General features: G+C 63.0%; 25 protein-coding genes and 1 riboswitch. Of the genes, 14 read left to right on the forward strand and 11 right to left on the reverse strand.

Annotated elements, in window-relative coordinates; translation table 11 throughout:
- Positions 1-80: 80 nt before the first annotated feature.
- The 8 genes from atzF to RPG13_RS12080 are packed head-to-tail and all read right to left on the reverse strand — an operon-like array spanning position 81 to position 8399.
- The gene (gene atzF / locus RPG13_RS12045; protein WP_337125088.1) at positions 81-1910 is read right to left on the reverse strand and encodes an allophanate hydrolase; all 1830 of its coding nucleotides are present in this window, start codon (positions 1908-1910) and stop codon (positions 81-83) included.
- Positions 1907-2257, reverse strand: a complete 351-nt coding sequence (locus tag RPG13_RS12050; protein WP_127203632.1) for a cupin domain-containing protein — start codon at positions 2255-2257, stop codon at positions 1907-1909. The genes atzF and RPG13_RS12050 overlap by 4 nt, the downstream gene beginning before the upstream one ends.
- Positions 2250-2918 (reverse strand): cysteine hydrolase family protein, encoded by a 669-nt coding sequence (locus RPG13_RS12055; protein ID WP_095483779.1) that lies wholly within the window; start codon positions 2916-2918, stop codon positions 2250-2252. Before RPG13_RS12055 ends, RPG13_RS12050 begins: the two co-directional genes overlap by 8 nt.
- Entirely contained in the window at positions 2918-4444 is a 1527-nt protein-coding gene (locus RPG13_RS12060) for an ABC transporter ATP-binding protein (RefSeq protein ID WP_128241200.1), read from the reverse strand. Before RPG13_RS12060 ends, RPG13_RS12055 begins: the two co-directional genes overlap by 1 nt.
- Before the next feature lie 9 nt (positions 4445-4453).
- The gene (biuH, locus tag RPG13_RS12065) at positions 4454-5155 is read right to left on the reverse strand and encodes a biuret amidohydrolase (RefSeq protein WP_095483781.1); all 702 of its coding nucleotides are present in this window, start codon (positions 5153-5155) and stop codon (positions 4454-4456) included.
- 25 nt (positions 5156-5180) lie between these two features.
- On the reverse strand, positions 5181-6107 hold the full coding sequence (locus RPG13_RS12070) for an ABC transporter permease (RefSeq protein WP_095483782.1): 927 nt from the start codon (positions 6105-6107) through the stop codon (positions 5181-5183).
- Positions 6107-7213: an ABC transporter permease gene (locus RPG13_RS12075; protein WP_337127011.1), complete on the reverse strand. Its 1107-nt coding sequence runs from the start codon at positions 7211-7213 to the stop codon at positions 6107-6109. Before RPG13_RS12075 ends, RPG13_RS12070 begins: the two co-directional genes overlap by 1 nt.
- A gap of 58 nt (positions 7214-7271) precedes the next feature.
- On the reverse strand, positions 7272-8399 hold the full coding sequence (locus tag RPG13_RS12080) for a BMP family ABC transporter substrate-binding protein (protein ID WP_095483784.1): 1128 nt from the start codon (positions 8397-8399) through the stop codon (positions 7272-7274).
- A 300-nt stretch (positions 8400-8699) separates the two neighbouring features.
- Between RPG13_RS12080 and RPG13_RS12085 the strand changes: the two genes are divergently transcribed.
- The 8 genes from RPG13_RS12085 to RPG13_RS12120 all read left to right on the forward strand — a co-directional run bounded on the left by RPG13_RS12085 (position 8700) and on the right by RPG13_RS12120 (position 16866).
- The gene (locus RPG13_RS12085; RefSeq protein WP_185928188.1) at positions 8700-9392 is read left to right on the forward strand and encodes a GntR family transcriptional regulator; all 693 of its coding nucleotides are present in this window, start codon (positions 8700-8702) and stop codon (positions 9390-9392) included.
- Positions 9393-9524: 132 nt separating this feature from the next.
- On the forward strand, positions 9525-11279 hold the full coding sequence (locus RPG13_RS12090) for an adenylate/guanylate cyclase domain-containing protein (protein ID WP_337125089.1): 1755 nt from the start codon (positions 9525-9527) through the stop codon (positions 11277-11279).
- 207 nt (positions 11280-11486) lie between these two features.
- Positions 11487-11601: riboswitch (guanidine-I (ykkC/yxkD leader) on the forward strand.
- Positions 11602-11701: 100 nt separating this feature from the next.
- Positions 11702-12766, forward strand: coding sequence for a putative urea ABC transporter substrate-binding protein (locus tag RPG13_RS12095; protein WP_337125090.1), 1065 nt, complete (start codon positions 11702-11704; stop codon positions 12764-12766).
- Positions 12767-12829: 63 nt separating this feature from the next.
- Complete coding sequence (locus RPG13_RS12100; protein ID WP_442921387.1) at positions 12830-13681, forward strand: ABC transporter permease; 852 nt, start codon at positions 12830-12832, stop codon at positions 13679-13681.
- A complete protein-coding gene (locus RPG13_RS12105; RefSeq protein ID WP_292623244.1) occupies positions 13678-14487 on the forward strand; it encodes an ATP-binding cassette domain-containing protein in 810 nt (269 codons plus the stop codon). Before RPG13_RS12100 ends, RPG13_RS12105 begins: the two co-directional genes overlap by 4 nt.
- A gap of 12 nt (positions 14488-14499) precedes the next feature.
- Positions 14500-15708, forward strand: coding sequence for an agmatinase family protein (locus RPG13_RS12110; RefSeq protein ID WP_127289529.1), 1209 nt, complete (start codon positions 14500-14502; stop codon positions 15706-15708).
- Positions 15709-15710: 2 nt separating this feature from the next.
- Positions 15711-16226 (forward strand): hypothetical protein, encoded by a 516-nt coding sequence (locus tag RPG13_RS12115; RefSeq protein ID WP_337125092.1) that lies wholly within the window; start codon positions 15711-15713, stop codon positions 16224-16226.
- A gap of 37 nt (positions 16227-16263) precedes the next feature.
- Positions 16264-16866 (forward strand): HupE/UreJ family protein, encoded by a 603-nt coding sequence (locus tag RPG13_RS12120; protein ID WP_337125093.1) that lies wholly within the window; start codon positions 16264-16266, stop codon positions 16864-16866.
- A 184-nt stretch (positions 16867-17050) separates the two neighbouring features.
- Here the strand turns inward: RPG13_RS12120 and RPG13_RS12125 are convergent, their stop codons facing one another.
- On the reverse strand, positions 17051-17764 hold the full coding sequence (locus tag RPG13_RS12125) for a GntR family transcriptional regulator (RefSeq protein ID WP_292716770.1): 714 nt from the start codon (positions 17762-17764) through the stop codon (positions 17051-17053).
- A 261-nt stretch (positions 17765-18025) separates the two neighbouring features.
- On the opposite strand from RPG13_RS12125, the gene RPG13_RS12130 reads away from it, so the two are divergent.
- The 6 genes from RPG13_RS12130 to RPG13_RS12155 all read left to right on the forward strand — a co-directional run bounded on the left by RPG13_RS12130 (position 18026) and on the right by RPG13_RS12155 (position 24011).
- On the forward strand, positions 18026-19114 hold the full coding sequence (locus tag RPG13_RS12130) for an ABC transporter ATP-binding protein (RefSeq protein WP_337125094.1): 1089 nt from the start codon (positions 18026-18028) through the stop codon (positions 19112-19114).
- Between the two features lie 33 nt (positions 19115-19147).
- Positions 19148-20437 (forward strand): ABC transporter substrate-binding protein, encoded by a 1290-nt coding sequence (locus RPG13_RS12135; protein WP_126103449.1) that lies wholly within the window; start codon positions 19148-19150, stop codon positions 20435-20437.
- Between the two features lie 245 nt (positions 20438-20682).
- Complete coding sequence (locus tag RPG13_RS12140; RefSeq protein ID WP_337125095.1) at positions 20683-21591, forward strand: ABC transporter permease; 909 nt, start codon at positions 20683-20685, stop codon at positions 21589-21591.
- Between the two features lie 4 nt (positions 21592-21595).
- A complete protein-coding gene (locus RPG13_RS12145) occupies positions 21596-22414 on the forward strand; it encodes an ABC transporter permease (RefSeq protein WP_337125096.1) in 819 nt (272 codons plus the stop codon).
- 8 nt (positions 22415-22422) lie between these two features.
- Positions 22423-23169: an aspartate/glutamate racemase family protein gene (locus RPG13_RS12150; RefSeq protein ID WP_337125097.1), complete on the forward strand. Its 747-nt coding sequence runs from the start codon at positions 22423-22425 to the stop codon at positions 23167-23169.
- 5 nt (positions 23170-23174) lie between these two features.
- The gene (locus RPG13_RS12155; protein WP_337125098.1) at positions 23175-24011 is read left to right on the forward strand and encodes a GNAT family N-acetyltransferase; all 837 of its coding nucleotides are present in this window, start codon (positions 23175-23177) and stop codon (positions 24009-24011) included.
- 165 nt (positions 24012-24176) lie between these two features.
- Here RPG13_RS12155 and RPG13_RS12160 read toward each other — a convergent pair whose 3' ends face one another.
- Both RPG13_RS12160 and RPG13_RS12165 read right to left on the reverse strand, forming a co-directional pair.
- Complete coding sequence (locus RPG13_RS12160) at positions 24177-24836, reverse strand: GDSL-type esterase/lipase family protein (RefSeq protein ID WP_337125099.1); 660 nt, start codon at positions 24834-24836, stop codon at positions 24177-24179.
- On the reverse strand, positions 24829-25023 hold the full coding sequence (locus RPG13_RS12165; protein ID WP_292623226.1) for a hypothetical protein: 195 nt from the start codon (positions 25021-25023) through the stop codon (positions 24829-24831). Before RPG13_RS12165 ends, RPG13_RS12160 begins: the two co-directional genes overlap by 8 nt.
- Between the last annotated feature and the right edge of the window lie 166 nt (positions 25024-25189).

Below are 25189 nucleotides of genomic sequence, written 5' to 3' on the forward strand. Positions count from 1 at the left end.
GCTCGCCGTATTAACTGCGAGCCGAGCATCGCTGCTATGCTTTGAGGTCGCGCAGACGTTGCGGCGCGAACGCCGATCGTTCAACCGGCCGGAGCGGTTCCCAGTCGATTTCCGCCGGCTTTTGCGATGAAGCTGCGCCAACCGCCATAGGCCGAAATGTCGATAGCCCGTGACAATCCGGCGGTTTCGACCAGGAAGCCTTTGGCCGATGTCCCGTCATCGAGCTCGATCGTGCCTATGCCGAGCGGCGGTGGGATCGCAGCCACGAAGCGTCCGAACGCATCTGCTGAAAGCAGCCAAACCTCGACATCGATCGCCGCCCCGTTGCCATCGGCAACACGCACGAGCCCCGGCTTCGGCACGGATTGGCCGGCAAGCGCATAGAGCTGATAGGAAGCAACTGTCTTGGCGATCCTGCTCATTCGGCCGCCCAGCGCGCAGAGTTGGCCGTTGAGCGGCATCCCCGACAAATGTGCGCCGACGACCACGAGCTCGATCATGCCGTCATCGAAATCAGGCGTTTTGGCGGATGAGGCAGGCATTGGCCAGCCGGTCGCACCAAGGCCGAGACCGCTGGCTGCATGGAGCTCGCTGGCCAGCGCCGCCGTCAAGGCGTCCTTGCCGGCAGCAGCAAGCAAGGTGACGCTCATCGGCAAGCCGTCGTCGCGCTTGCCTGTCGGCACGGCGATGCCGCACATGTCGAGCAGATTGACGAAATTGGTGTAGGTGCCGAGCCGGCTGTTGGTGACGATCGGATCGGCCAAAACAGCCGCCAGCGAATAGTGCGTCGGCGCCGTCGGCACGCAGAAGAGGTCGACCGAGGCGATGACAGGCGCCAGCCCGGCCTTGTAGGCCTGCAGCGCATAAAAGCCCTTGAAAGCATCCGCTGCCGAAAGTTTTCGCGCCCCGCCGATGATCGTGCGCGTCACCGGGTGCATGGCTGCTTCGTTCGCTTCCATGAAATCCGCGATCGCCGCATAGCGCTCGGCCACCCATGCGCCTTCGTAAAGCAGGTTGGCGGTGGCGTAGAAATCGCCGAAGGGGATTTCTACCAATCGGCAGCCGAGCTGTTCCAGCATCCGCAGCGCCGTTTCGAATCCCGCCTGCATGGCGGCGTCGCCAAAAAATTGCCGGTCCGTCGTTGCCGGAACGCCGACAGACAGCACCGGTGGACGCGGACCGAGCGACGGCGCCGCGATAACGCGCGAATAAGGATCGGCGTCATCCTTTGCCGCCGCGGCCCTGAAGACGCTGTAGGCGTCATCGACGGTGAGCGCGAAGACGGAGACGCAGTCGAGCGTGCGGCAGGCCGGCACGACGCCGGCGGCCGACAGCGCGCCGACCGTCGGCTTCAGCCCGACGATGTTGTTGAGGCCGGCGGGGATACGGCCGGAGCCGGCGGTGTCGGTGCCGAGCGCGAAAGAAACAATGCCGCGCGCCGTCGCCACGGCCGAGCCGCACGAGGAGCCGCCCGGCACCAGTTTCGGATCGATCGCGTTTCTCGGTATCGGATAGGGCGTGCGCACGCCGACGAGGCCGGTGGCGAACTGGTCGAGATTGGTTTTTCCGACGACCAGCGCGCCGGCAGCTCTCAGGCGCGCGACGACGGTGGCGTCTTTCGTCGGCAAGTAGGCATATTCGGCACAGCCGGCCGTGGTCGGAATGCCGGCAACATCGATGTTGTCCTTGACCGCGAACGGCACGCCCCAGAGCGGCTTTGCCACGGGATCGAATCCGCCGAGCACCTCGGCTTCGGCGAGCATCTCGGCCTTGCTTGCCAGATGGATGAAGATGCCGGGATCGTCCGCTTCCGCTATGCGCTGAAACACGGTTTCAACGACGGTCGCAACCGACATGCCGGAGGCATAGGCCGCGTGCAGGCTGCCGATATCGAAGCGGATTTCGCTCATTTCGTCTCGTCCAGAATGATCACCGGCAGATTCCACTGGATCAGCACGACGCAGCCGTCTTTCGTCCACACCGAATGCTCGGTCCCGGCCGGGTTCAGCACCACGCTTCCGGCAGGATAGTCGCCATTCCCGTCGCTCTGCATGCCCTCCAGCACGACGATGGTTTCCAGCCCGACATGGCGATGGCGCGGCACGCCGGCGCCGGGCCGATAGTTCAGGATCGCGACGGACGGTTCAGCCGGTCCGCCCTTGAGCAGCCAATGCACCGAGATGCCTTCGCGAAAATGCTCGAATGTCAGATCACGCCAGGCCCCATCGGTGAGAGCCGGATATGCAATGTTAGGCATCGGCAATTCCCTTGAGCACCTGGTCCGTCATCGCCGTCCAGCCGACGATCGCGCCCTGCGCCCTGATCATGGCCAGCGCGGCCGCCTTGAATTCCGGAAAATAGCTCTCCGTCGCATCCTCGGCCAGCAGGCATTCATAGCCGCGGTCGTTGGCCTCGCGCATCGTCGTCTGCACGCAGACTTCCGTCGTTACCCCGGCGAAGACGAGTTGCTGCACGCCGAGCCGCTTCAGGTCCTCGCCGAAGCTGGTGGCGTAGAACGCGCCCTTGCCAGGTTTTTCGATAACGATTTCGCCAGGCAGCGGGGCAAGCTCGTCGAGGATCGCCGTTCCCGGCTCGCCGACGATCAGCACGCGGCCCATTGGGCCGACATCGCCGATCCTGATCGACGGATTGCCGCGGTTGCGCTTGGCCGGTGGCAGGTCCGAGAGGTCTGATCTGTGGCACTCCATTGTGTGGATCACCGGCAGGCCGGCGGCGCGAAATCCCTCGATCAGTCTCTTCACCGTTGGAACGATCGCCACCACCCGGCTGACGTCGTTGCCGAGACTGGCGCCGAAGCCGCCCGGCTCGGCGAAATCGCGCTGCATGTCGATGACGACCAGCGCCACCGCCTCAGGCTTGAAAGCAAACGGAAACGGCAGCGCGTCGATCTCGGCCATCAATGATGTCCAGCCATGTGCTCGCCGATGGTCTGCACGCTCGCCTGCGCGATCGGCGTCTCGTAGACCAGCGCGCCGTCGGACATGACGAAGATGCGGTCGGAGAGTTCCAGCAATTCGTCGAGGTCCTCCGACATCAGCAGCACCGCAGCACCGGCGTTGCGTGCCTTCATGATGCGGGCGCGGATCTCGGCGACGGCGGAGAAATCGAGTCCGAAGCACGGATTCGAAACAATCAGCAGATCGACCTCGCCGGTCAGTTCGCGGGCGAGCACAGCGCGCTGGACGTTGCCGCCGGAGAGCGACGAAATCGGCGAGGCGAGCGAGGCGGTCTTGACCTTGAACTGCTCGACCAGGCGGGCCGCATAGTCCCTGATGGCGCTCATCTTGATCCAGTTGATCGGCTTGCCGGCCTCGTTCAGGTCGAAGGTTCGGAAAGCCATGTTTTCCGCCACCGTCATCCTTGGCGCGCAGGCATTGCGCAACGGTTCCTCCGGGATGAAGCGCACGTTGAGCGTGCGGGCCTCGGCACGGCTGGCACCATAGGGCGAGCCCTTCACCAGCACGTCGCCGGCATCGCGCGCACGTTGTCCGGCAAGGACTTCGAGAAATTCCTTCTGGCCGTTGCCGGAAATACCGGCGACGCCGACGATCTCGCCGGATTTCACATCAAGCGCGCCGATATGGATTGTCTTCAGCCCGGTTCGGTCGGGCGCCTTCAGTGCCTTCACCGTCAGGATTTGCCGGGCGCCGACAGGCACTGGAGCGCGGCTGTCGAGCGCGGCAATCGGCTGGTCGCCGATCATCATCGCCGCCATCCGCTTGTGAGAGAGTTCCGAGACTTTCCCTGTTCCTGTCAGTCTGCCCTTGCGCAACACGGTGATGTCGTCGGCGAATGCCGTCACCTCATGGAATTTGTGCGAGATCATCAATACGGTGAGGTCGCCCGCCTTGGTCATGCCGCGCACGAGGCCGAGCACTTCCTGCGCCTCGCCGGGGGTCAGCACCGACGTCGGCTCGTCCAGCACCAGGAAACTGCGGCCGAGATAAAGCTGTTTGATGATCTCGAGCTTCTGTTTCTCGCCGGCGGCAAGTTCGGCCACCTTGACGTCGAGCGGCAGCTTGAACGGCATCCGCTGCATGAATTGGGCAAGTGCGGCGCGCTCCTTGCGCCAGTCGATAATCCCCGGCACCTTTTCGCGGGCGATGACCAGGTTTTCCGCACCTGTCAGCGACGGGACCAGGGTAAAATGCTGGTAGACCATGCCAAGGCCGAGCGCCGAGGCATCCTTCGGGCTGGTGATCGCGACCTCGCGGCGGTCGACCAGAATGTCGCCGGCGGTCGGGTGATAAAAACCCATCATGCATTTGACCAGCGTCGACTTGCCGGCGCCGTTTTCGCCAAGCAGCGCATGGAACGATCCCGCCGGCACCTTGATCGACACGTCGTCCAGCGCGGTGAAGGCGCCGAAGCGCATTGTCATGCCGATCGTCTCGACGCCGACTGCTTTTTTGCGGTCACTCATGGTCGAGCCTCATGGTAACTGGGCAACGAAGGACGCCGAGTTCGACACCGCGCCAAACACGCCACCCTGCATCTTGATCATCTTGATCGCAGCCAGATGGTTGCCGTGGTCGGTCGCCCCGCAGCAATCCTCCAGCATCACGCATTCGAAGCCGCGGTCATTGGCCTCGCGCATCGTCGTGTGGACGCAGACATCAGTGGTGATGCCGGTGAGCACGATGTTTTCGATGCCGCGCTGGTTGAGGATCAGCTCCAGGTCGGTGGCGCAGAACGAGCCCTTTCCTGGCTTGTCGATGATCGGCTCGCCTTCGGCCGGATAGAGATCGGGGATGATGTCCCAGCCCGGCTCGCCGCGCACCAGGATGCGTCCGCAAGGTCCGGGATCGCCGATGCCGGCATTGATGCGGCGTGAGCGCCAGCGCTTGTTGGCCGGCAGGTCGGCGAGATCGGGCCGGTGGCCCTCGCGCGTATGAATGATGGTGTAGCCCTTCGCCCGCATGGCCGACAACACCGACTTGATCGGCTCGATCGGCGCACGCACCAGCGAAAGGTCGTAGCCCATATGGTCGACATAGCCGCCCGGCCCACAAAAGTCGGTCTGCATGTCGATGATGATCAGCGCCGTGTTGTCGGGCCGGAGCTCGCCATTGTAGGGCCATGGATAGGGATCGGCGTCGATGTAGCGCTGCGTGACCTCGGCTCTGGCGTTCATTGAGCAAAACTCCAGTCTGGAAACGTCATTTGGTGATCGACAGTTCGCCCGGCGCGCCGGCGAGCGAACGGCTCGGCGACGAGGTGGCGATCATGATGATGAGCGTGAGAATGTAGGGTGCGGCGTAGAATAGATAGTAGCCTTGCGTGACGCCGACCGATTGCAGCGCCGGCCCAAGCGCGCCGGCGCCGCCGAACAATAGCGCGGCGGCAAAGCAGCCAAGCGGGTTCCAGCGCGCGAAGATGACCAGCGCCACCGCCATCAGCCCCTGGCCCGACGAAATGCCTTCGGTCCAACTGCCGGGATAGTAGAGCGACAGGTAGGCGCCGCCGATTCCGGCCAGCGCGCCGCCGAGGCCGGTGGCGAGGAGGCGCACCGTGTTCGGGTTGAGGCCCATGGCGCGCGCGGCGTCGGAACTGTCGCCGACCACGCGCAGGATCAGACCGGCGCGGGTGTTGCGGAAAGCCCACCACAGGAACACGGCAAGTGCTGCGCCGATCAGGAACAGCACGTTGACGTTGAGCGCCGCCTGCACCTGCGGAACATCGGACCAGCCGCCAAAGGGGATCGCCGGCAGGTCGGGCGCCGAGGGCTGGATGAACGGCTTGCCGAAGAAGAAGGCGAGACCCGAGCCGAACAGCATCAGCGCAATGCCGATGGCGATGTCGTTGACCCCACGGAATTTGCAGATCCAGCCGTGGAACAGGCCGAAACAAAGACCGGCGGCTGCGGCGGCCAGCAGACCGAGCCATGGCGAGCCGGTCATCACCGCCACGGCATAGGCGGTCATCGCGCCGAAGACCAGCGTGCCTTCGAGGCCGAGGTTGATGCGCCCCGAACGCTCGGTGATGGCTTCGCCCAGCGACACGAAGATGAAGGGCGTCGACACGCGAATAGCGCCGCCGAGCATGGCGAGCGGAACGCCCCAGAGGCCGATCTCGGTCGAGTCCATCACGCAGTCCCCTTCAAAAGAACTGGCCTCTGCCAGAGGTCGGGATTGAAGGCCTTGAAGCGGCCGTAGAAGGTTTCGCTGAACAGGATGACGACGAAGAGCATGCCTTGCAGCACCAGCACGGTGGCGTCGGGCAGGTCCATGCGGCGCTGGATCAGCCCGCCGGAGGCGTCGATGCCGCCAAGCAGGAAGGCGACCGGGATGATGGCGAGCGGATTGTGGCGGGCGAGGAAGGCGACGAGGATACCGGTATACCCATAACCGGCGGCGAGCGAGGCGTTGGCGCTGCCTTGCACGGCGGCGACTTCCAGCATGCCGGCAAGGCCGGCGAAACCGCCGGCCAGCGCGGTGAAACCGACGATCAGCGGTCCGACCGCAAGTCCCTGCACCTGGGCCGCCCTAACATTGCCGCCGGCGATGCGGGCGGCGAACCCCCAGCGGGTCTTTTCGATCAGCAGCCAGGACAGAATGCAGGCGATGACGCCGACGACGAGGCCCCAATGCACGTCCATGCCCGGAATGTTGCCGATGCGGTAGGCCTCCGCCAGCGGCTCGGTCGAGGGCTTGTTGAGCGAGGCGGGATCGCGCAGCGGTCCTTCCACCAGATGGTTCATCAGCGCGATGGCGATATAGGCCATCAAAAGGCTCGATATGGTCTCGTTGACGGCACGGTAGTGGCGTAGCGCGCCGACGGCACCGATCCAGATGCCGCCGGCGGCCAGGCCCGCCACGCCCATGGCAAGAACAATGAAAAAGGCGGGCGCGCCGCTGGTGGCGACGCCCATGGCGGCCGCGGCAACGCCGCCCAGCACGATCGCGCCTTCGCCGCCGATGACGACGAGGCCGAGCCGGGCCGGCAGCGCCACGCAGAGCGCCGCAAGCAGCAGGGGTGCGGCCCGCGACAGCGAGTTCTGGATCGAGAACCACGAGCCGAAGCCGCCGCGCCACATCGTTTCATAGAGCTGCACGGGCGACTTGCCGACCAGCGCGATGAACAGGCTGAACAGGGCCATGCCGACGATCAGCGCCGCGAGCGGGATGACGAAGGCTTCCGCTCGCCGGGCGATCCATTCGAGCGCCGCCGGATAGCTTTTGGCGCCGAACATCGCTGGCGCGCCCGCGCTGCTCACCGTGTCTGCCATGGCCCCCGTCTCCGATGCATGATCAAGCGGTCGAGCCGACGACACCTTCGACGAGATAGTCCATGCTTTCCAGCTCGATCGCGGTCTCGACGAACGTCTGGCTTTCGGTTGCGACGACATCGCCCTTGTTGTTCTTCAGGGGACCCTTGATGACCGAAAAGCCGCCCTTCATCATCTCGGCGAGCGTGCCGTCGAACTGCGCGCGCGCCGCCTCGCTGACGGCGGGACCGAGCGGGCTCATCTTGACGAAGCCGTCGGCCAGTCCGCCGCGCGTGAAATTGGGCAGCGGCTTGCCGGCCATGAGGTCGTCGACGAACATCTTGTAGACTTTTGCCCAGTTCCATTCCGCGCCGGTCAGATATTTTTCGGGCGCCAGCGGGCTCTGGTTGGCGTGGTAGCCACAGATGAAGGCGCCGCGCCCCGCCGCCGTCTCGACCACCACTTTCGGGCTGTCGACATGGCAGGTGATGACGTCGGCGCCTTGATCGACCAGCGCATTGGTGGCTTCCGCCTCCTTGACCGCCAGCGACCATTCGCCGGTGAAGATCACCTGGCAGGTGATTGCCGGGTCGACCGAGCGTGCGCCAAGCAGGAAGGAATTGATGTTGAGCAGGACCTGCGGAATGGGTTTTGCCGCGACGAAGCCGATCTTCTTGGTCTTGGTGGCATGACCGGCGGCGACGCCGTTGAGATACTGGCCCATGCCGATATAGCCGAAATAGGAACCGGCATTCATCGGATGCTTGTCTTTGTTCCACATGCCGCCGCAATGGCGAAACTGAACGTCGGGGAATTTCGCGCACATGGCCAGCATGTGCGGATCGAAATAGCCGAACGAGGTTGGAAAGATCAGCGAGGCGCCGTCGAGGTTGATCATCGATTCCATCGTCTTCTGGACATCGACCGTCTCGGGGACGTTCTCCTCCTCGACAACGGAGATGCCCTCGATGGCCTTCAATGTCGCGGCACCTTCGGCATGCGCCTGGTTATAGCCGTAGTCGTCCTTCGGCCCGACATAGATGAAGCCGACAGTGGCGGCCGCGGCGAACGCCCTGCTGATCGGAAATGACGCCGAGGCCAGACCGAGCGCCGCTCCGGCGGCGGAGGTCTTGAGCAGATCGCGGCGGCTAAGCATGAATCTCTCGGTCATGTGAATGCTCCCTGTTGGACCCTTTTCCGGGTCGATTAATTCCCTTCTCTCAAAAGTGCATGCAATCTGTGTGCCAGTTTAAAAGATAAATTTTATTCAATGAAATCAGTGGATGTGCCGAACAACCCTGCCCAAGCGAAAGGCAATTGCATACACTTTTTGCCTTTCAAATAGCCAGTTTGACATGTAGATTAAAATGGAGGCATAGAGAGGCGCGCCCGAGTCGAAACTGGCCGGCGGGCCGCTTGCCGCATAGCCGTGAACAGACTGGACGGAGGAGAATTGTCGGGGAAGCGCAGCTTGATCAGGTCGGGCACGACCGTCGATCAGATGGTGAGGGCGATCGGCGACCGGATCGTCACCGGCTTCCTGCGCCCCGGCGAAAAGCTCGACGAGGCCTCGCTGGCTGCCCGCTTCGACGTGTCGCGCACCCCCGTCAGGGAGGCGCTTGGCCGGCTGAGCGCCATGGGGCTGGTCGAAAGGCGGCCCAACCGGGGCGCCACCGTCGCCGTGGTGACGCAGGAGCATCTCGCCTCGATGTTCGAGAGCATGGCCGAGCTTGAAGCGATCTGCGCGCGGTTCTCGGCCGAGCGCATGACCGCCGGCGAGCGCCGCGCGCTCGAGGTCGAGCATCAGGCATCGGCGCGCCTTGTGCAGTTGGCTGCGGAGGAGGATTACGAGTATTTCAACACCGAGTTCCACACCCGGCTCTATCGCGGCGCGCACAGCAAGCACATCTATGAACTGACCGTCATGACGCGCAGCCGGCTGGCGCCGTTCCGGCGCGCGCAATTCATGCTGCCGGGCCGCCTGGCCAAATCCTGGCAGGAACACGACGTCATCGTTACCGCGATCATGCGCGGTGACGGCGCCGCCGCGGGAAACGCAGCCAAGGATCATGTTTCGATCGTCAGCGAGGCGAGCGCCGTCTTTGCCGCGGTTGACCCGATGAAGTCGGAGACGGATTCGATCGGAGTGTCTTCCTACAAGTGAAAATCTGACGCTCGGTACCCGACGTGGAAGACGTTTTCCGACCCCCCCATCGCAGACTCTCGCCCAATGGACTCGCAGCGTGGCCCCCAATACAATCCCGGTCCCGTGGGCCTCCGAAGGCTGATGCATGACATGGCAGAAGAACGCGTCCAACGCCGCCTTGCTGCGATATTGGCAGCCGATGTGGTCGGCTACAGCCGCCTCATGGAGCGGGACGAGGCTGGGACCCTTGTTGCCATCAAGTCCCGTCGCAAAGACATCCTACAGCCGCTGCTCGCCAAGCATAATGGCCGCATCGTCAAGCTGATGGGTGACGGGGTGCTGGTGGAATTTGCCAGCGCCGTGAATGCTGTCCAATGCGCGGTCGAGCTCCAGAACGCGATGGCAGCTGCCAACGCCGACGTGCCCCAAGATTCCCGGATTGTGCTGCGCGTCGGAATCAACCTGGGCGACGTCATGGTCGAAGGCAGCGATCTCTATGGTGATGGAGTCAACATCGCGGCTCGGCTCGAGGCCTTGGCCGATGCTGGGAGCATCGTCGTCTCTCGCACTGTCTTCAACCACGTCCGGGGCAAGGTGAAGCTCGGATTCGATGATCTCGGCGAACAGCAACTCAAGAACATCGCCGAGCGGGTGCGGATCTACCGACTGCGGCCGGACCGCGAAGCGGCGATGGCGCTGCCTGCCTTGGCGCTTCCCGACAAGCCGTCGATTGCCGTTCTGCCGTTCACTAACATGAGCGGCGATCCGGAGCAGGAGTATTTTAGCGACGGCATGGTGGAGGACATCATAGCGGCGCTGTCCCGGGTGCGCAGCTTCTTCGTGATCGCGCGGAATTCGAGTTTCACCTACAAAGGCAAAGCGGTCAATGTGAAGCAGGTCGGGCTCGAACTCGGCGTGCGTTACGTGCTGGAAGGGAGTGTCCGCAAGGCGGGCAATCGGGTCAGGATCACGGGACAGCTCATCGAGGCGGAAAGCGGGAATCATGTCTGGGCTGATCGCTTCGATGGCAGTCTCGAAGACGTATTCGAACTGCAAGATGGGGTGGCCCAGAGCGTGGTCGGTGCGATCGCTCCGAAGCTTCAGCGAGCGGAAATCGATCGCACGTCGCGAAAGCGAACCGAAGATTTGACTGCTTACGACTTCGTTCTGCGTGCCCTGCCGCATGCCTGGTCAGGGTCGCCCGAAAGGAGTGCAATCGCCCACGATCTCCTTCAAAAAGCAACCGCCGTCGATCCTTCTTATGCGTATGCCTACGCGATGGCGGCCTGGTCTTTGATGTTCACCAAGAATTCGGGTTGGTACTCTTGGCGGCCCGACCAGCAGGAGTTGTGTGTTCGGTTTGCCAGGGAAGCGCTCAAGCTCGATATGGAAGATCCAGCCGTACTGTGGGCATCCGCTACGGCGCTCGCAAGTGTCGTACACGAACATGAACATGCTCTCGAGCTGATCGAGCGCTCGTTGGCAATCGACCATAATTCCGCACAGGCCTGGGCAGCAAAAGGTTGGGTGACTTCCTGGATCGGACTTGATGGGATCCCTTCGTTGGAAAGGGCAATGCGATTGAGCCCGTTCGACCCGCTGTTGTACCTTTTTCATGCCTCGATTGCTGAGTGCCACCTTGCGGCAAGAAGGCACGAGATGGCATTGGAATGGTCTCTCCGCGCCATGCGAGAACATCCAGAACCTCCTCCATTCGTGCGGCGGGTGCTCGCCGCCTCGTACGCTCGCCTCGGGCTAGTTGAAGAAGCGCGACGGGTGGTGGCAGGCATACTGGCGGAAAGCCCAAGCTTTACTGTGAGGTCCTGGCTAGAGATAACCGCCCAGCGTGGTCCGCACGTCCAATACCTCGCTGAGAGCCTCCGTCTCGCTGGCCTCCCCCAGTGAGTAGGCATCGAGTCGCACGCGTCAAAGAGAATCTCCCGTCGGACTCTTATGTCAAGCGGGACCACTAGCAATCAGGCAAACTGCCCAATCCGTCGGCGATGCGATGATTTTCGCGTCACTCGTGTGAATGCTCGAAGCCGCACAGCTCCCGCAAATGCCGGCCTTTGGCACAATTCGGCTTGGCATGCTCCTTGCTTCGTTGATGGTGTGCAGAGCGTCTAGGGTTCCGGCCGCGACAAAGCGGTGCTGGTCCAAGAGATGCGACCGCCAGGGGTGCACTGAGGCATCCGGCGGAACACGGCGGGCCAAAATCCCGGGAGAACCCTGCACGGGTTTGCTGGCGCGAACCTCTCCCGGATGCGCGCTCCGTAAACCCCAACATAAAGTCCGGACGCAATCCGGATCGCGAACAGGGGTACGCAATGCTTCGCAAGCTGGCCGCAATCATCCTAGCCGCATCACTCAGCCTTCCCATGATTTCCGCCGCCGACGCGGCGCCCAAGAAAGACTTCAAGATATGCTGGTCGATCTATGTCGGCTGGATGCCGTGGGGCTATCTCTCAGACAGCGGCATCATGAAGAAATGGGCCGACAAATACGGCATCAATGTCGAGATCACCCGCATCAACGACTATGTCGAAAGCATCAACCAGTACACCGCCGGCGGCTTCGACGGCTGTTCGATGACCAACATGGACGCGCTGTCGATCCCCGCTGGCGGCGGCGTCGACACGACCGCCGTGATCATCGGCGACTTCTCCAACGGCAATGATGCGGTGATCCTCAAGGACAAGTCCGCGCTCGCCGACATTGCCGGCCAGAAGGTCAATCTCGTCGAGCTCTCCGTCTCGCATTACCTGCTGGCGCGGGCGCTGGACACGGTCAAGCTCGCCGAGAAGGACATCACCGTCGTCAACACATCCGACGCCGACATGGTCGCCGCCTATGGCACCAGCGACGTCACCTCCGTCGTCACCTGGAACCCGCTGGTTTCCGAGATCGCCGCCATGCCGGGTGCTCGCAAAGTGTTCGATTCCTCACAAATTCCCGGCGAGATCATCGACATGATGGTCGTCAACACCGAGACGCTCAGGGACAACCCGGCGCTGGGCAAGGCGCTTGTCGGCGCATGGTACGAAGCGATGGACCTGATGACCTCCGACACGCCGGAAGGCAAGGCAGCCAAGGAGGAGATGGCCAAGGCGTCCGGCACGGACCTCGCCGGCTTCGACGCGCAGCTCGCCTCGACGGCGATGTTCTTCGACCCTGCCAAGGCGGTCGAGTTCACCAACGGCGCCGAATTGCCGAAGACGATGGATCTTGTCCGCAACTTCCTGTTCAGCCACGGCATTCTCGGCACCAACGCGGCGAGTGTCGACGTGATCGGCATGAGCTTTCCCGACGGATCCACGCTGGGCGACGCCAAAAACGTCAAGCTGCGTTTCGATCCAGCCTTCATGGCCGAGGCCGCAGCCGCAACGCCCTGACACGACATGTTGGCCAGGGGACCGAGCGACATGAATACAGTCTCCGAAACGGGCGGGGAGGGCATGCGTCCTTCCCGGCCAAGGCCGAAGGTGCGCCTTCGCATGATCAATGCGAAGGTCTCGCGCGGCAGCGCCTTGTTCCTCGGCGGCTTGCCGTTCTTGTTCGTGGCGATCGCCTATCTGATCGCCTCGGCGCAACGACTGGCGGTCAATCCCAGCGATAAGCTGCTGCCTTCGCCGGCACAGATGTGGTCGGCCTTTCTTGACCTTGCCACGGTTCCGGACAAACGCTCGGGCGATCTCATCCTGTGGGTCGACACCTATGCCAGTCTCCTCAGGCTGTTCGCTGGCGTGGGTGTTGCCACCTTCGCGGCGCTTTCGCTCGGCGTCGCCATCGGCTTCATTCCACGGGTGCGGGCCTTCCTGCTGCCGTTCGTCACCGTGGTCTGCGTCATCCCTCCGCTGGCGCTGCTGCCGATCCTGTTCATTGCGCTCGGCCTCGGCGAAACGGCCAAGATCACGCTGATCGCCGTCGGAGTCGCGCCGGTGATGGTGCGCGACATCGCCAACCGGGTGATGGAGTTGCCGTCCGAACTGGTGGCCAAGGCGCAGACGCTTGGCGGCAACAGCTGGACCATGATCTTGCGGCTGGTGCTGCCGCAAGTCATGCCGCGCCTCATCACTTGCGTGCGGCTGGCGCTCGGGCCGGCCTGGCTGTTCCTGATCGCCGCCGAAGCCATCGCCTCGACCGAAGGGCTGGGTTACCGCATCTTCCTCGTCCGCCGCTATCTCTCGATGGACGTCATCCTGCCCTATGTCGCCTGGATCACGCTGCTTGCCGTCATCACCGATTGGCTGCTGGTGCGGCTGTCGCGGGCGGTCTCCCCTTGGGCGCATCCGGTGGAGGCCAGATGAGCCGCATCGTCGTCCATGGGCTGGAAAAGAGCTACGGCGATGCCCGCGTGCTCGAGCGGGTCAACGTCACTGCCGAAGCCGGCGAATTCCTGTCGCTGGTCGGCGCCAGCGGCTGCGGAAAATCGACGTTCCTGCGCATCCTGCTCGGCCAGGAGCAGCAGAGCAGTGGCGTCGTCATCGTCGGCGATGGCCCGATCGTCCCAGAGCCGACGCCGCAGCGTGGCATCGTCTTTCAGCGCTATTCGGTGTTTCCCCATCTGACCGCCATCCAGAACCTGCAGCTGGTCGAAGACTTTCGCTCGGGCGGGCCGTTTGGCCGCGTCTTCGGCGCCAGGCGCGCAAACGCCAGGCAAGAGGCTGAGGCCATGCTGGCGCGCGTCGGGCTTGCTCATGCGCGCGACCTCTATCCAGCCTCACTGTCGGGCGGCATGCAGCAGCGGCTTGCGATTGCGCAGACCTTGCTTGGACGTCCGCAAATCCTGCTTCTCGACGAGCCGTTCGGTGCGCTCGATCCGGGCATCCGCGTCGAGATGCACGAACTGCTCACCGAGCTCTGGACCGAGCACGGCATGACGGTGGTGATGGTCACCCACGACATCGGCGAAGCCTTCAAGCTCGGCACCCGCGTGCTGGTCTTCGACAAGGTGCGCCACGATCCGCAGTTTCCGTCCGCTTATGGCGCGACGATCACCTACGACTTGAGGCTCGATCGCAAGACCCGGGCTTCTTCTCATCACTTGGCCAAGGTGGCCGCGATGGTCGGGACGACCCGGCCGGATACAGCAATGGCGACGACGGCGTCGTAACGGAGACCGTGAATGTCCAGAAATATCCCCGAACGCAGCCACCGCCGGGCAGGGCTCGTCGCCCGGGAGGCCAGGGAACGCTTCCACCACCCGGATTTCGATGCCCGCGGCACGCAGGGCTGGAAGTCCATCGAGGCCGAGGGAAAGCTGCCGGAAAGCGGCTGGCGCAAGGAGCAGCAATGGGCGCTCGACATGGGCCTGCCGGGATCGGAGTCGATCGTCGACAAGTCGATCCCGACATTCGCGCGCGGCGAGCTGCCGCATTTCGCCGGCATCAACACCTTTCTCAAGGCGCCCTATGTCGAGAACGTCCGCGATGTCGGCAAGTATGATGCGGCCGTCATCGGCATTCCCTTCGACAGCGGCACCACCTACCGGCCGGGAACCCGCTTCGGCCCGCAAGGCATTCGTCGCATCTCGGCGCTCTACACGCCATACAACTATGAGCTCGGTGTCGACCTGCGCGAGCAGATGACGCTGTGCGACGCCGGCGACGTCTTCACCATTCCCGCCAATCTCGAAAAGAGCTTCGACCAGATCACCAAGGGCGTCAGCCATGTCGCCTCGTCCGGCGCGCTGCCGATCATGCTGGGCGGCGACCATTCGATCGGCTTTCCCTGCGTGCGCGGCATCGCCGACGTGACCTCGAAGCGCATCGGCATCATCCATTTCGACCGCCATATCGACATCCAGGAAAAGGATCTCGACGAGCGCATGCACACCACGCCCTGGTATTGGGCGACCAACCTGCCAAATGTCTCGGCGACCAATCTCGTGCAGCTCGGCATCGGCGGCTGGCAGGTTCCCCGCTACGGCGTCGCCGAGGCGAGGAAGCGCGGCACCAACGTGCTGACCATTGCCGACATCGAGCAGATGGGTCTTGAGAAGGCGGCGGAAATCGCGCTCGAGCTCGCGTGGAAAGACACCGACGCCGTCTACATCTCCTTCGACGTCGACAGCCTCGATTGCGGCTTCGTGCCCGGCACGGGCTGGCCGGAGCCGGGCGGCTTCCTGCCGCGCGAGGCGCTCAAGCTGCTTGGGCTGGTGACGGCGCCGGGCATTTGCGGGCTGGAAGTGGTCGAGGTTTCGCCGCCCTACGACACGTCGGACATCACGGCGCTGTTCGGCGTGCGGGTCGTCGTCGAGGCGCTCGGCTCGATGGTCGCTCACGGCAATCTCGGCAAGCATAAATCGATCATCGACAAACCGGTGAGTTTTTGACCATGCACGACGATCACCACCACAGTCACGACCATGGCGACGGCCACCATCACCACGACCATCCGCACGCGCTCGGCCACAACGGGCCCGCGGGCAAGCCGCTGCAATGGCAGACGCCGCACCTGCCGGACCAGGCTCACGAGCCGCCGGCCGATCCAGCGACGGTCGACCTCGATCTTGTCGAATCCGCTTTCCTCGAAGGCTTTGCGCGGGCGCCGGACCCGTCCAGCTTTCTGCGGCTTGCCGGCATACCGTTTGTCGGCGAGACGGCGGACGGCGTGCGGCTTCATCTGCTCCGCGTCGAGACCGAGGATCTGGTCGATGTCGGCGCGGTCATGCCGCTCGTAGGCGGCACCGGCGTCGCCTATCACCCGTTGCCGGCGCGTCTGACATCGCACCGCCGCCGCCTCGCTTTCATCTATCACGATGGCAGTGAGCAAAAGCCTCTCGGCTTCGCCGCGGCGCGCGCTCTCGCGGACCGTTCCGCCGCTTCGCAATTCACCGTTCCCGGGCACTGAAACCAGAACCCGTCACTCTCATCGAACAGGTACAATCATGAAAACATTCGCAGGCATGAAAACACTAGCAAGACTGGGCACCCTTTCAGCTCTCGCCGCCCTCACACCGTCGCTGGCGTTTGCCCATAGCGGCGGCCCTCACGTCCACGGCCTTTTCGTCGGCCTCGAACATCCGCTCCTCGGCGTGGATCATCTGCTCGCCATGGTCGCGGTCGGCATGATTGGCGCCCGCGCCGGCGGCCGCAGCATTGTCCTTGTGCCGCTGTTCTTTGTCTCGGCGATGGTCGCCGGAGCCTTGCTCGGCATGGCCGGCATCGGCCTGCCGTCGCTTGAAACCGGCATCGCGCTGTCGCTTGTCGTCTTCGGCGCCATGGTCGGTCTTGCCAGGCCGCAGCCGCTGGCCGCCGCGGCGGCGCTGACGGCCCTGTTCGGCCTCTTCCACGGCAATGCCCACGGCCTCGAGATCCCCGAGAATGCCAGCGGCATCGCCTACGCTGCGGGCTTCGTGCTCGGCACATCGATGCTGCATGCGATCGGGGCCTTGTCCGTCCTCACGCTCGCCCGTTGGCCGACGACGGTCCGCACCGCGGGTGTCGCCACCTCGCTGGTTGGAATGGCCATGGCGGTCCAAGCTTTTTGAGTAAGGGACCTCTTCCGAGTGAAGCAACCGGCGCGCGGTGGGCAAACAGAACTGGAAAGCAGATGAGCCAGAGATGGTTGACGAGGCTGCGGCGCATTCGCGACATGCTGCACCAGATCCTGAAAACCCGTGCCGAACGGCTTTGAGGGGCGCGCCTTTCGCGTCCCTCCGGTCGGAATGAGCGTCAGAACTCGAGCGCCTGCCTGAGTGCCGGACCGCTCCTGACGCGCAGATCGAGGTCGGCCTCGATATGGTCGATGTGGTGCAGCATCAGTGCGCTGGCGCGTTCGGAATTGCCATTTTCCAGCGCCTCGAGGATGTTCATGTGCTCTCTGTGGCCACAGCTCGAGACGCCCGAGCGGCCGTAAAGCGCGATCACCAGCGATGAGCGCGCCACCAGCTCTTCCATGAAACGCTGGAGGATGACGTTTCCCGCGACCGACGCCAGCAGCAGGTGAAAATCGCCAGAAGCCTTGATCTCCGACCGTCTTGCATTTGGTCCGCGTTCGGCGATGAAGCGGCCCTCTTCATCGAGCTGGGCCTTGAACGCAACGACATGCGCCGGCGTCATGCGCCCGGCCGCGGCGATCGCGATGCCGGGCTCGATCAGCCGACGCGAAGCAAAAACCTGGCGCGCTTCCTCCGGCGACGGATTGGCGACGAAGGCGCCGCGGTTGCGCTCGGTCCGCACCAAACCTTCGAAGGAGAGCATTTGCAGGGCCGCGCGCGCCACGGTGCGGCTGACGTCGAACAAAGTGCCGACCTCGCCTTCGGACAGCTTGGTTCCGGGCGCCAGCCGGCGATCGACGATCGCGTCGCGCAACTGGTCGCGGATCGCTTGGGCGCGGTCCTCGTTGGCATTGTCGACAGCAGGGAAAGTCTGGTCGGCTATATTCATGATGGTAGTCCCTGCACCTTTCTACCCTGAATCGGGTCGCGTGCACGAGGGCCAAAGTGAATACGATCCCAAAAAAGATTGCATACGATTTTTGCGGGAATCGCCCGCTATCGCCTATAATTTGTGCATTGCACAAGCATGCCGTTTCGGCAGCCAGCCGGATGCAATCCTGATTTTCCTAAGCTTTCAATCGCTTGAGGCCGATGTGGGGCAATTGGCATGCATGATGCTTTGCTTAAGTTGATTTAGAGAGGAAGCCGGATGTCCAAAGCCGCCGAAATCGACATCGTGTCCGTTTCGAAAATCTATGGCGCGACGACTGCCGTCGAAGACATCAGCCTGAAAATTCCCGCGGGAACCTATTGCTGCCTGCTCGGCCCGTCCGGCTGCGGCAAGACCTCGACGCTGCGCATGATTGCCGGCCACGAGAGCATATCCAGCGGCGACGTGCGGCTCGGCAATATTGTGGTCACCGATCTGCCGCCGGCTAGGCGCGGCACCGCCATGATGTTCCAGTCCTACGCACTGTTTCCGCATCTCGACCTGATCGACAATGTTGCGTTCAGCCTCAAGATGAAGGGTGTCGGCAAGGAAGAGCGCCGCGCCAAGGCGCTCGTCATGCTGAAGCTGATGCAGATGGAAGCCTATGCCGGCCGCCGCCCGGCGCAGCTTTCGGGCGGACAGCAGCAGCGCGTCGCTCTGGCCCGCGCGCTCATCACCGACCCAGAGGCGCTGCTGCTCGACGAGCCGCTCTCGGCGCTCGACCCATTCCTGAAGATCCGGATGCGGGCCGAGCTGAAGAAGCTGCAAACGTCGCTCGGCATCACCTTCGTTCACGTCACCCATAGCCAGGAAGAGGCGATGGCGCTCGCCGACCTGATCGTGGTGATGAACGACGGCCGCATCGAGCAGGCGGCGCATCCGCGCATCGTCTTCGAGCGGCCGGCCACCGCCTTCGTCGCCCGTTTCATGGGCGATCACAACGTCGTCTCCGGCCGCGTCAGCGGCAGTCGCAACGGCATGGTTGTCTTCGATGTGCCGGGTGGCGCCTCGCTTGCGGCCAACGGGCAGGGCAGGGCGATCGGCGAGCCGATCGATATCGCCATTCGCACCGATCATGTGCGGATCGGCGAACCGCCGGCCACGGGGCTCGGTTTCACCGGCATCGTCGCCAACGTCGAATACCGCGGCTCGACCGTGAAGCTCTCGGTCAATGGCGCCGGCATCGAGGATTTCACGGTGATCGTCGACGACACCAGCTTCTTCGCCAAGCCGGTTGCCGTCGGCGACGCCGTGCCGATCGCCTGGGACGCCGAGGACGCGATCGTCCTTGGCCGTCTCGATTCCTGAACCAGAACAACCAATCAAAAAAGGGGAACTGACATGACCAACACCACCGACAAGAAGACAGGAATTTCCCGCCGCTCGCTGCTCAAGACAGGTGCCGCCGCCGTCGGTTTTGCAGCCGGCTCCGGCGTCATCACCGGCTTCCCGACGATCTGGGCGCAGAACCCGATCACGCTGCGCCAGTTTGGCACCGGCGTGTCCAACCTCAACGCCATCGCCGACAAGTGCAAGGCCGACCTCGGCATCACGCTGGAGATGACGGCGACCGATTCCGACGCGGCCGCCCAGCGCGCGGTGACCCAGCCGGACAGCTACGACATCGCCGACATCGAATACTGGATCGCCAAGAAGGTGTATCCCTCCGGCGTGATGCAGCCGATGGATGTCAAGAAACTGAAATATTACGACAAGATCGTGCCGCTTTTCATCACCGGCAAGCTGACGCCCGACAGCGTCATCGCGCAAGGCACCGCGCCGCACACCGTCGGCTTCGTCGAGGCACAGGACGCCAAGACCTTCGCCAAGGAACCGACCCAGTGGATGACGATGGTTCCGACCATCTACAATGCCGACACGCTCGGCATCCGCCCCGACCTTGTCGGTCGCGACATCACCACCTGGGCCGACATCATGGATCCGGCCTTCAAGGGCAAGGCCGCCATCCTCAACATCCCGTCGATCGGCATCATGGATGCGGCGATGATCATGGAAGCCATGGGCAACATCAAATATGCCGACAAGGGCAACATGACCAAGGAGGAGATCGATCAGACGATCGACTTCCTGATCAAGGCCAAGCAGGATGGCCAGTTCCGCGCGTTCTGGAAATCGTTCGACGAGAGCGTCAACCTTATGGCTTCAGGCGAAGTGGTCATCCAGTCGATGTGGTCGCCTGCGGTCGCTGCGGTCCGCTCCAAGGGCATCGCCTGCAAATACCAGCCGCTCAAGGAAGGCTACCGCTCATGGGGCGGCGGCCTTGGCCTGGCAGCGCATCTCGAGGGCGCCCAACTCGACGCCGCCTACGAATATATCAACTGGTACCTGTCCGGCTGGGTTGGCGCCTATCTCAACCGCCAAGGCTATTACTCGGCCGCCATGGACACGGCCAAGCAGTTCATGTCCGAGGACGAATGGGGCTACTGGGTCGACGGCAAGGCCGCCAAGGGCGATATCATGGCGCCGGACGGCAAGGTCATGGAAAAGGCGGGCGCCGTGCGCGACGGCGGCTCCTTCGTCGAGCGCATGGGCAAGGTCGCCTGCTGGAACTCGGTCATGGACGAGGACCGCTACATGGTGAAGCGCTGGAACGAATTCATCGCGGCGTAGTGCAAGGCTGAGATGTTGCATTCCTTCGCGCCCCCCTCTGTCCTGCCGGACATCTCCCCCACTTGGGGGGAGATTGGCAGATTCGCTGTTGGCGCCTCTTCTTGCGAAGTTGGAGATTGGCGAAAGCAGCGGCGACGGCCGATCTCCCCCCTAGAGGGGGAGATGTCCGGCAGGACAGAGGGGGGCGCGAAGGATCACTGCTTGCCGGATTGTCGGCCCTCCTCATCGTCCCGAAGGGTTTCCGGATGACCGTGGCTCTCGACCAGCCTATAGCCGCCGCCAAACCCGCCAGACGCCGTCGGCTCTCGATCAGCGCCGTCGTCCCCTACCTCCAGGCGACGCCGCTAGCCCTGATCCTCGGCGCGTTCCTCCTGCTGCCGATCCTGATGATCGCCGTGGTCTCCTTCTGGGACTATGATTTCGCGGCGATGTATCCGGATTTCCTGACCACCAACTACGCCGACACGCTCGGCTCGTGGGTCACCTGGAAAACCTATCTGAACACGCTGAAATATGCCGCCATCGTCTGGGCGCTGACGCTGTTGATCGGCTTCTGGGTCGCCTATTTCCTCGCCTTCCATATCAGGACCACGGCCATGCAGATGGTGCTGTTCCTTGTCTGCACGGTGCCGTTCCTGACCTCCAACATCATCCGCATGATCTCGTGGATTCCGGTGCTTGGCCGCAATGGCCTGGTCAACTCGACGCTGGTGCAGATGGGACTGATCCCGAAACCGATCGAATGGCTGCTCTATTCCGAATTCGCCGTGGTGCTGGCCATGGTGCATCTTTACACGCTGTTCATGGTGACGCCGATCTTCAACACGCTGATGCGCATCGACAAGTCGCTGATCGAGGCCGCGCGCGACGTCGGCGCTTCCGGCTGGCAGGTCCTTTGGAACGTCATCATTCCGCTCGCCAAGCCCGGCATGGCGATCGGCACCATCTTCGTCGTCACGCTGGTGATGGCCGACTTTTCGACCGTGCAGGTGATGTCCGGCGGGCAGAGCGCCTCCGTCGCGCTGATGATGAAGAACCAGATGTCGCTGCTGCAATACCCGGCGGCCGCCGCCAACGCGGTCGTGCTCCTGGTGCTGGTGCTGCTGATGGTCGCGGGCATTCTGCGCATCGTCGACATCCGCAAGGAGCTGTGAAGCGATGAGCCAGGACAAGCGCTCCCTCGAATTCTACGTGCTGGCAGCCTTCTTCGCTATTTTCGTGCTGTTTCTCTACGGCCCGCTTTCGGCGATTCTCATTCTTTCGTTTCAGGGCGAGAATGGCGGGCTGACCTTTCCGCTGAACGGCGTTTCGCTGCACTGGTTCGCCAATCTGTTCGAGCGCCAGGCGGTCGGCGATTTCGGCGGCAGTTTCAAACGCTCCTTCATCCTTGGCCTTATGGTGATGATCGTGACCGTTATCGTGTCGCTGCTTGCCGGTCTTGCCTTCCGCCAAAAGTTTCGTGGCGCCACCGCATTGTTCTATCTGGCCGTCGCCAGCCTCGTCGTGCCGTCGATCATCATTTCGCTCGGCATTGGCGTCGTCTTCCAGCAGATCGGCTTTCGCCCCGCCTGGTACACGTCCGCCTTCGGGGCGCACCTGACCTGGACCTTGCCCTTCGGCGTGCTGATCATGTTCGCCGTCTTCAACCGGTTCTCGCCGGCCTATGAGGAGGCCGCGCGCGATCTTGGAGCATCGTCCTGGCAGACCTTCGCGCATGTCGTCCTGCCGATGATCGCGCCCAGCCTGATCGGTGTCGGCCTGTTCGGCTTCACCCTGTCCTATGACGAGTTCGCCCGCACGCTGATGACCTCGGGCACGTTCAACACGCTGTCGCTCGAGATCTATGGCATGACGACAAATGTGACGACGCCGGTGCTCTATGCGCTGGGCACCGTGACGACCGTATTTTCTTTCCTGGTGATCCTGCTGACGCTCGGCGCAATCGTCTATGTCGGCCGTCGCCGGGCACGTATTTGAGAACCGCAGTGCAGATCCTCGTTGTCAATCCAAACACCACCGCCAGCATGACCGAAACCATTGCAGCGGCGGCGCGGCTCGTGGCCGGCGCCGGCACGGAAATCGTCGCTGTCACCTCGTCGATGGGTCCGGTTTCGATCGAAGGCTATTATGACGAGGCGCTTGCCGTGCCCGGGCTGCTGGTCGAGATCGCCGCTGGCGAGCGCTCGGGCGCGCAGGCTGCGATCATCGCCTGTTTCGACGACACCGGCCTCGATGCCGCGCGCGCCATGGCCAACATCCCGGTCATCGGCATTTGCGAGGCAGCGCTCAGCACGGCCTCCTTCCTCGCCCAGCGCTTCACCGTCGTCACCACGACCGAGCGCTCGCGCGTGCCGGTCGAAGGGCTGGTGCAGCGCTATGGCATGGCGGGGCGGGCACGCGTGCGCGCCGCCGACATTCCGGTTCTTGCCCTCGAAGACCCGGCATCGGACGCGATCCTGAAGCTGCGCGGCGAGATCGCGCGCGCACTCGAGGAGGATCGCGCCGAGGCCATCGTGCTCGGCTGTGCCGGCATGGCCGATCTTGCGGCTGCGCTGCAGCGGGAGTTCGGCGTTCCGGTCATCGACGGTGTCGGCGCCGCCGTGAAACAGGCCGAGGCGTTGATCGCGCTTGGCCTGTCGACATCCAAGCGTGGTGCCTATGCAAACCCACTGGCAAAGCCTTATCGTGGCGCCTTGAAATCCTTCGCCCCCGGTATAGTTGCCGCCGAGTGATCGCAATGTCCCGAACGATCAGAACGCTCGCACTTGAAGAAGTGGAAACGCTTGTCGACTGGGCGGCAGCGGAGGGCTGGAATCCCGGCCTCGGCGATGCCGCAGCGTTCCACGCGGCGGATCCCGACGGCTTCATTGGCGCCTTTGTCGATGGCGAGATGGTGGCCGGTATTTCGGCCGTGGCCTATGGCGACGATTTTGGCTTCATCGGCCTGTACATCTGTCGGCCGGACAGGCGCGGAGAGGGCCATGGCAAGGCGGTCTGGGATGCCGGCACGGCGCGGCTCGGCAGCCGCACGATCGGCCTCGATGGTGTCGTTGAACAGCAGGCCAACTACCGCAGCATGGGCTTTGCGCCGGTCTACCGGACGATCCGGTTCGTCGGAGCGCCGAATGTTTCGGCAGGCACCGACAGTGACATCCGTGCCATAGGCCCTGACCTCATAGCGGATCTCTTGGGCTACGACGTTCGGTTCTTCCCCGCTCCGAGACGGTCATTCCTGGAACACTGGCTGCGCCCGCCGCACATGGCGCTTGCGATCGTCAGGGATGGTGCGATCGAGGGATACGGCGTCGCGCGCCGATGCCGGGACGGCTGCAAGATCGGCCCGCTCTTTGCCGACAGCCCGGGCGCGGCAAGCCGTCTCTTCGCCGCACTCGCCAATGCTTCCGGACCCGGAAGTATCCATCTCGACGTTCCCGAGACCAGCGGGGACTTTGCAGCCCGGCTGTCGTCCGCCGGTCTTCAACCGGGCTTCGAAACGGCTCGAATGTACAAGGGAAAAGCGCCGGAGCTCACGCAGTCCGGGGTCTTTGCGATAACGACCTTGGAACTTGGTTGAGACGGTGAAAGTCGACGTCGTTGTAGTGCAGCGCGCAAAATCAGTTGGCACCTCCGCGCAACTTCACTTGGCACTAACTCGCGCGCTTTCTACGGCCGTTAACGGTGTCTTAAAGCCCAACGTCACAGGTCAAACATTCCTGTTGGGGAGATCCGTGATTTTTGTTTATCGTTCCGCTGAAACCGCAGCCATCATCGGCCGGAGCTGGTTCTCCCAAACCCGATAGCCGGCGCCGTTGAGGTGGATCCCGTCAGTCGTGAGGTCCGGTCGCAGGCTGCCATCTCGGGAGAGAGGCACGTTAAGATCCACGAATCGGCAGTTTGCAGCCTTTGAGCACAGGGCGATGAGCGCACTGTTCAATCGCTTTATCGCGGCGTTGTGGACCTCGCTGTTCGTGAGCAACGTCGACTGGACGACGATGCTCTCCACATCCGCCAACCGATCGATGATCTTGTCGTAGGATGCAGCCACGTCGTCGGGGCTGGTTGACCTGCGAATATCGTTGATCCCGAGCATGATGAAAACCAGCCGGGGCTGCGCTGCCGTAATCTGGTCGAGCCTCAGGAGCGCGCTACCGACGCGTTCGCCAGATATGCCGCGATTGATAATCGACAGTTTGGGAAACATCTCCTGCCAATGGCCACTCGCAGTGAGAGAATCGCCAAACATCACGATGTCGGCATGTCCTTTGAATTGACGGAATTCGTCGACTTTGGCTTGCCACGCAGCGTTTTCGAACCGCGTAGCAAGGGCCGTCACCAACAGAATCGACAGTATTGCGCCAAAGATCAGCGCTGCCGATGGATGGATGAAGCACTTAGGCATCTCGCGGCTCGCACACACGGATCAGATATTTTAAGGAATCGGGCGCCATGGCCAACCCGTCATTGCCAAGTTTTGCTCTCATTCTTGGCGAGGCGTTCGGCAACTGCTCATCGATCTCCTTCAAGCGTTGCTCTAGATTAGCAAGAATGGTTTTGTCGAAAGCCAGTTTTCCGGTCTCCTCCGACACGACGAACCTACTCCAGACGCCTTCCTTTGCACGAATAGCTCTTTGCCGTAGTCGCCCTCGCTGCCGAAGTATTGGCGGGTCTAGCAGAAAGGGCCGAGTGCGGCAGAGCTATCCAATCTTGCGCGTTGCATAATGCATGTCGTTGTCCCAAAACCGCTGCGCACTT

Origin of the sequence: Mesorhizobium sp. ISC15 (assembly GCF_037162615.1) — a bacterium.
Classification (GTDB): domain Bacteria; phylum Pseudomonadota; class Alphaproteobacteria; order Rhizobiales; family Rhizobiaceae; genus Mesorhizobium; species Mesorhizobium mediterraneum.

What these genes read in the sequence shown, in the direction of transcription:
- RPG13_RS12070 (WP_095483782.1), bottom strand. Translation starts at nt 6,107, where the DNA reads ATGGACTCGACCGAGATCGGCCTCTGGGGCGTTCCGCTCGCCATGCTC.
- RPG13_RS12090 (WP_337125089.1), top strand. Translation starts at nt 9,525, where the DNA reads ATGGCAGAAGAACGCGTCCAACGCCGCCTTGCTGCGATATTGGCAGCC.
- RPG13_RS12115 (WP_337125092.1), top strand. Translation starts at nt 15,711, where the DNA reads ATGCACGACGATCACCACCACAGTCACGACCATGGCGACGGCCACCAT.
- RPG13_RS12135 (WP_126103449.1), top strand. Translation starts at nt 19,148, where the DNA reads ATGACCAACACCACCGACAAGAAGACAGGAATTTCCCGCCGCTCGCTG.
- RPG13_RS12125 (WP_292716770.1), bottom strand. Translation starts at nt 17,764, where the DNA reads ATGAATATAGCCGACCAGACTTTCCCTGCTGTCGACAATGCCAACGAG.
- RPG13_RS12095 (WP_337125090.1), top strand. Translation starts at nt 11,702, where the DNA reads ATGCTTCGCAAGCTGGCCGCAATCATCCTAGCCGCATCACTCAGCCTT.
- RPG13_RS12140 (WP_337125095.1), top strand. Translation starts at nt 20,683, where the DNA reads ATGACCGTGGCTCTCGACCAGCCTATAGCCGCCGCCAAACCCGCCAGA.
- RPG13_RS12075 (WP_337127011.1), bottom strand. Translation starts at nt 7,213, where the DNA reads ATGTTCGGCGCCAAAAGCTATCCGGCGGCGCTCGAATGGATCGCCCGG.
- RPG13_RS12130 (WP_337125094.1), top strand. Translation starts at nt 18,026, where the DNA reads ATGTCCAAAGCCGCCGAAATCGACATCGTGTCCGTTTCGAAAATCTAT.
- RPG13_RS12055 (WP_095483779.1), bottom strand. Translation starts at nt 2,918, where the DNA reads ATGGCCGAGATCGACGCGCTGCCGTTTCCGTTTGCTTTCAAGCCTGAG.
- atzF (WP_337125088.1), bottom strand. Translation starts at nt 1,910, where the DNA reads ATGAGCGAAATCCGCTTCGATATCGGCAGCCTGCACGCGGCCTATGCC.
- RPG13_RS12160 (WP_337125099.1), bottom strand. Translation starts at nt 24,836, where the DNA reads ATGCCTAAGTGCTTCATCCATCCATCGGCAGCGCTGATCTTTGGCGCA.
- RPG13_RS12120 (WP_337125093.1), top strand. Translation starts at nt 16,264, where the DNA reads ATGAAAACATTCGCAGGCATGAAAACACTAGCAAGACTGGGCACCCTT.
- RPG13_RS12100 (WP_442921387.1), top strand. Translation starts at nt 12,830, where the DNA reads ATGCGTCCTTCCCGGCCAAGGCCGAAGGTGCGCCTTCGCATGATCAAT.
- RPG13_RS12080 (WP_095483784.1), bottom strand. Translation starts at nt 8,399, where the DNA reads ATGACCGAGAGATTCATGCTTAGCCGCCGCGATCTGCTCAAGACCTCC.
- biuH (WP_095483781.1), bottom strand. Translation starts at nt 5,155, where the DNA reads ATGAACGCCAGAGCCGAGGTCACGCAGCGCTACATCGACGCCGATCCC.
- RPG13_RS12060 (WP_128241200.1), bottom strand. Translation starts at nt 4,444, where the DNA reads ATGAGTGACCGCAAAAAAGCAGTCGGCGTCGAGACGATCGGCATGACA.
- RPG13_RS12050 (WP_127203632.1), bottom strand. Translation starts at nt 2,257, where the DNA reads ATGCCTAACATTGCATATCCGGCTCTCACCGATGGGGCCTGGCGTGAT.
- RPG13_RS12110 (WP_127289529.1), top strand. Translation starts at nt 14,500, where the DNA reads ATGTCCAGAAATATCCCCGAACGCAGCCACCGCCGGGCAGGGCTCGTC.
- RPG13_RS12105 (WP_292623244.1), top strand. Translation starts at nt 13,678, where the DNA reads ATGAGCCGCATCGTCGTCCATGGGCTGGAAAAGAGCTACGGCGATGCC.
- RPG13_RS12155 (WP_337125098.1), top strand. Translation starts at nt 23,175, where the DNA reads ATGTCCCGAACGATCAGAACGCTCGCACTTGAAGAAGTGGAAACGCTT.
- RPG13_RS12145 (WP_337125096.1), top strand. Translation starts at nt 21,596, where the DNA reads ATGAGCCAGGACAAGCGCTCCCTCGAATTCTACGTGCTGGCAGCCTTC.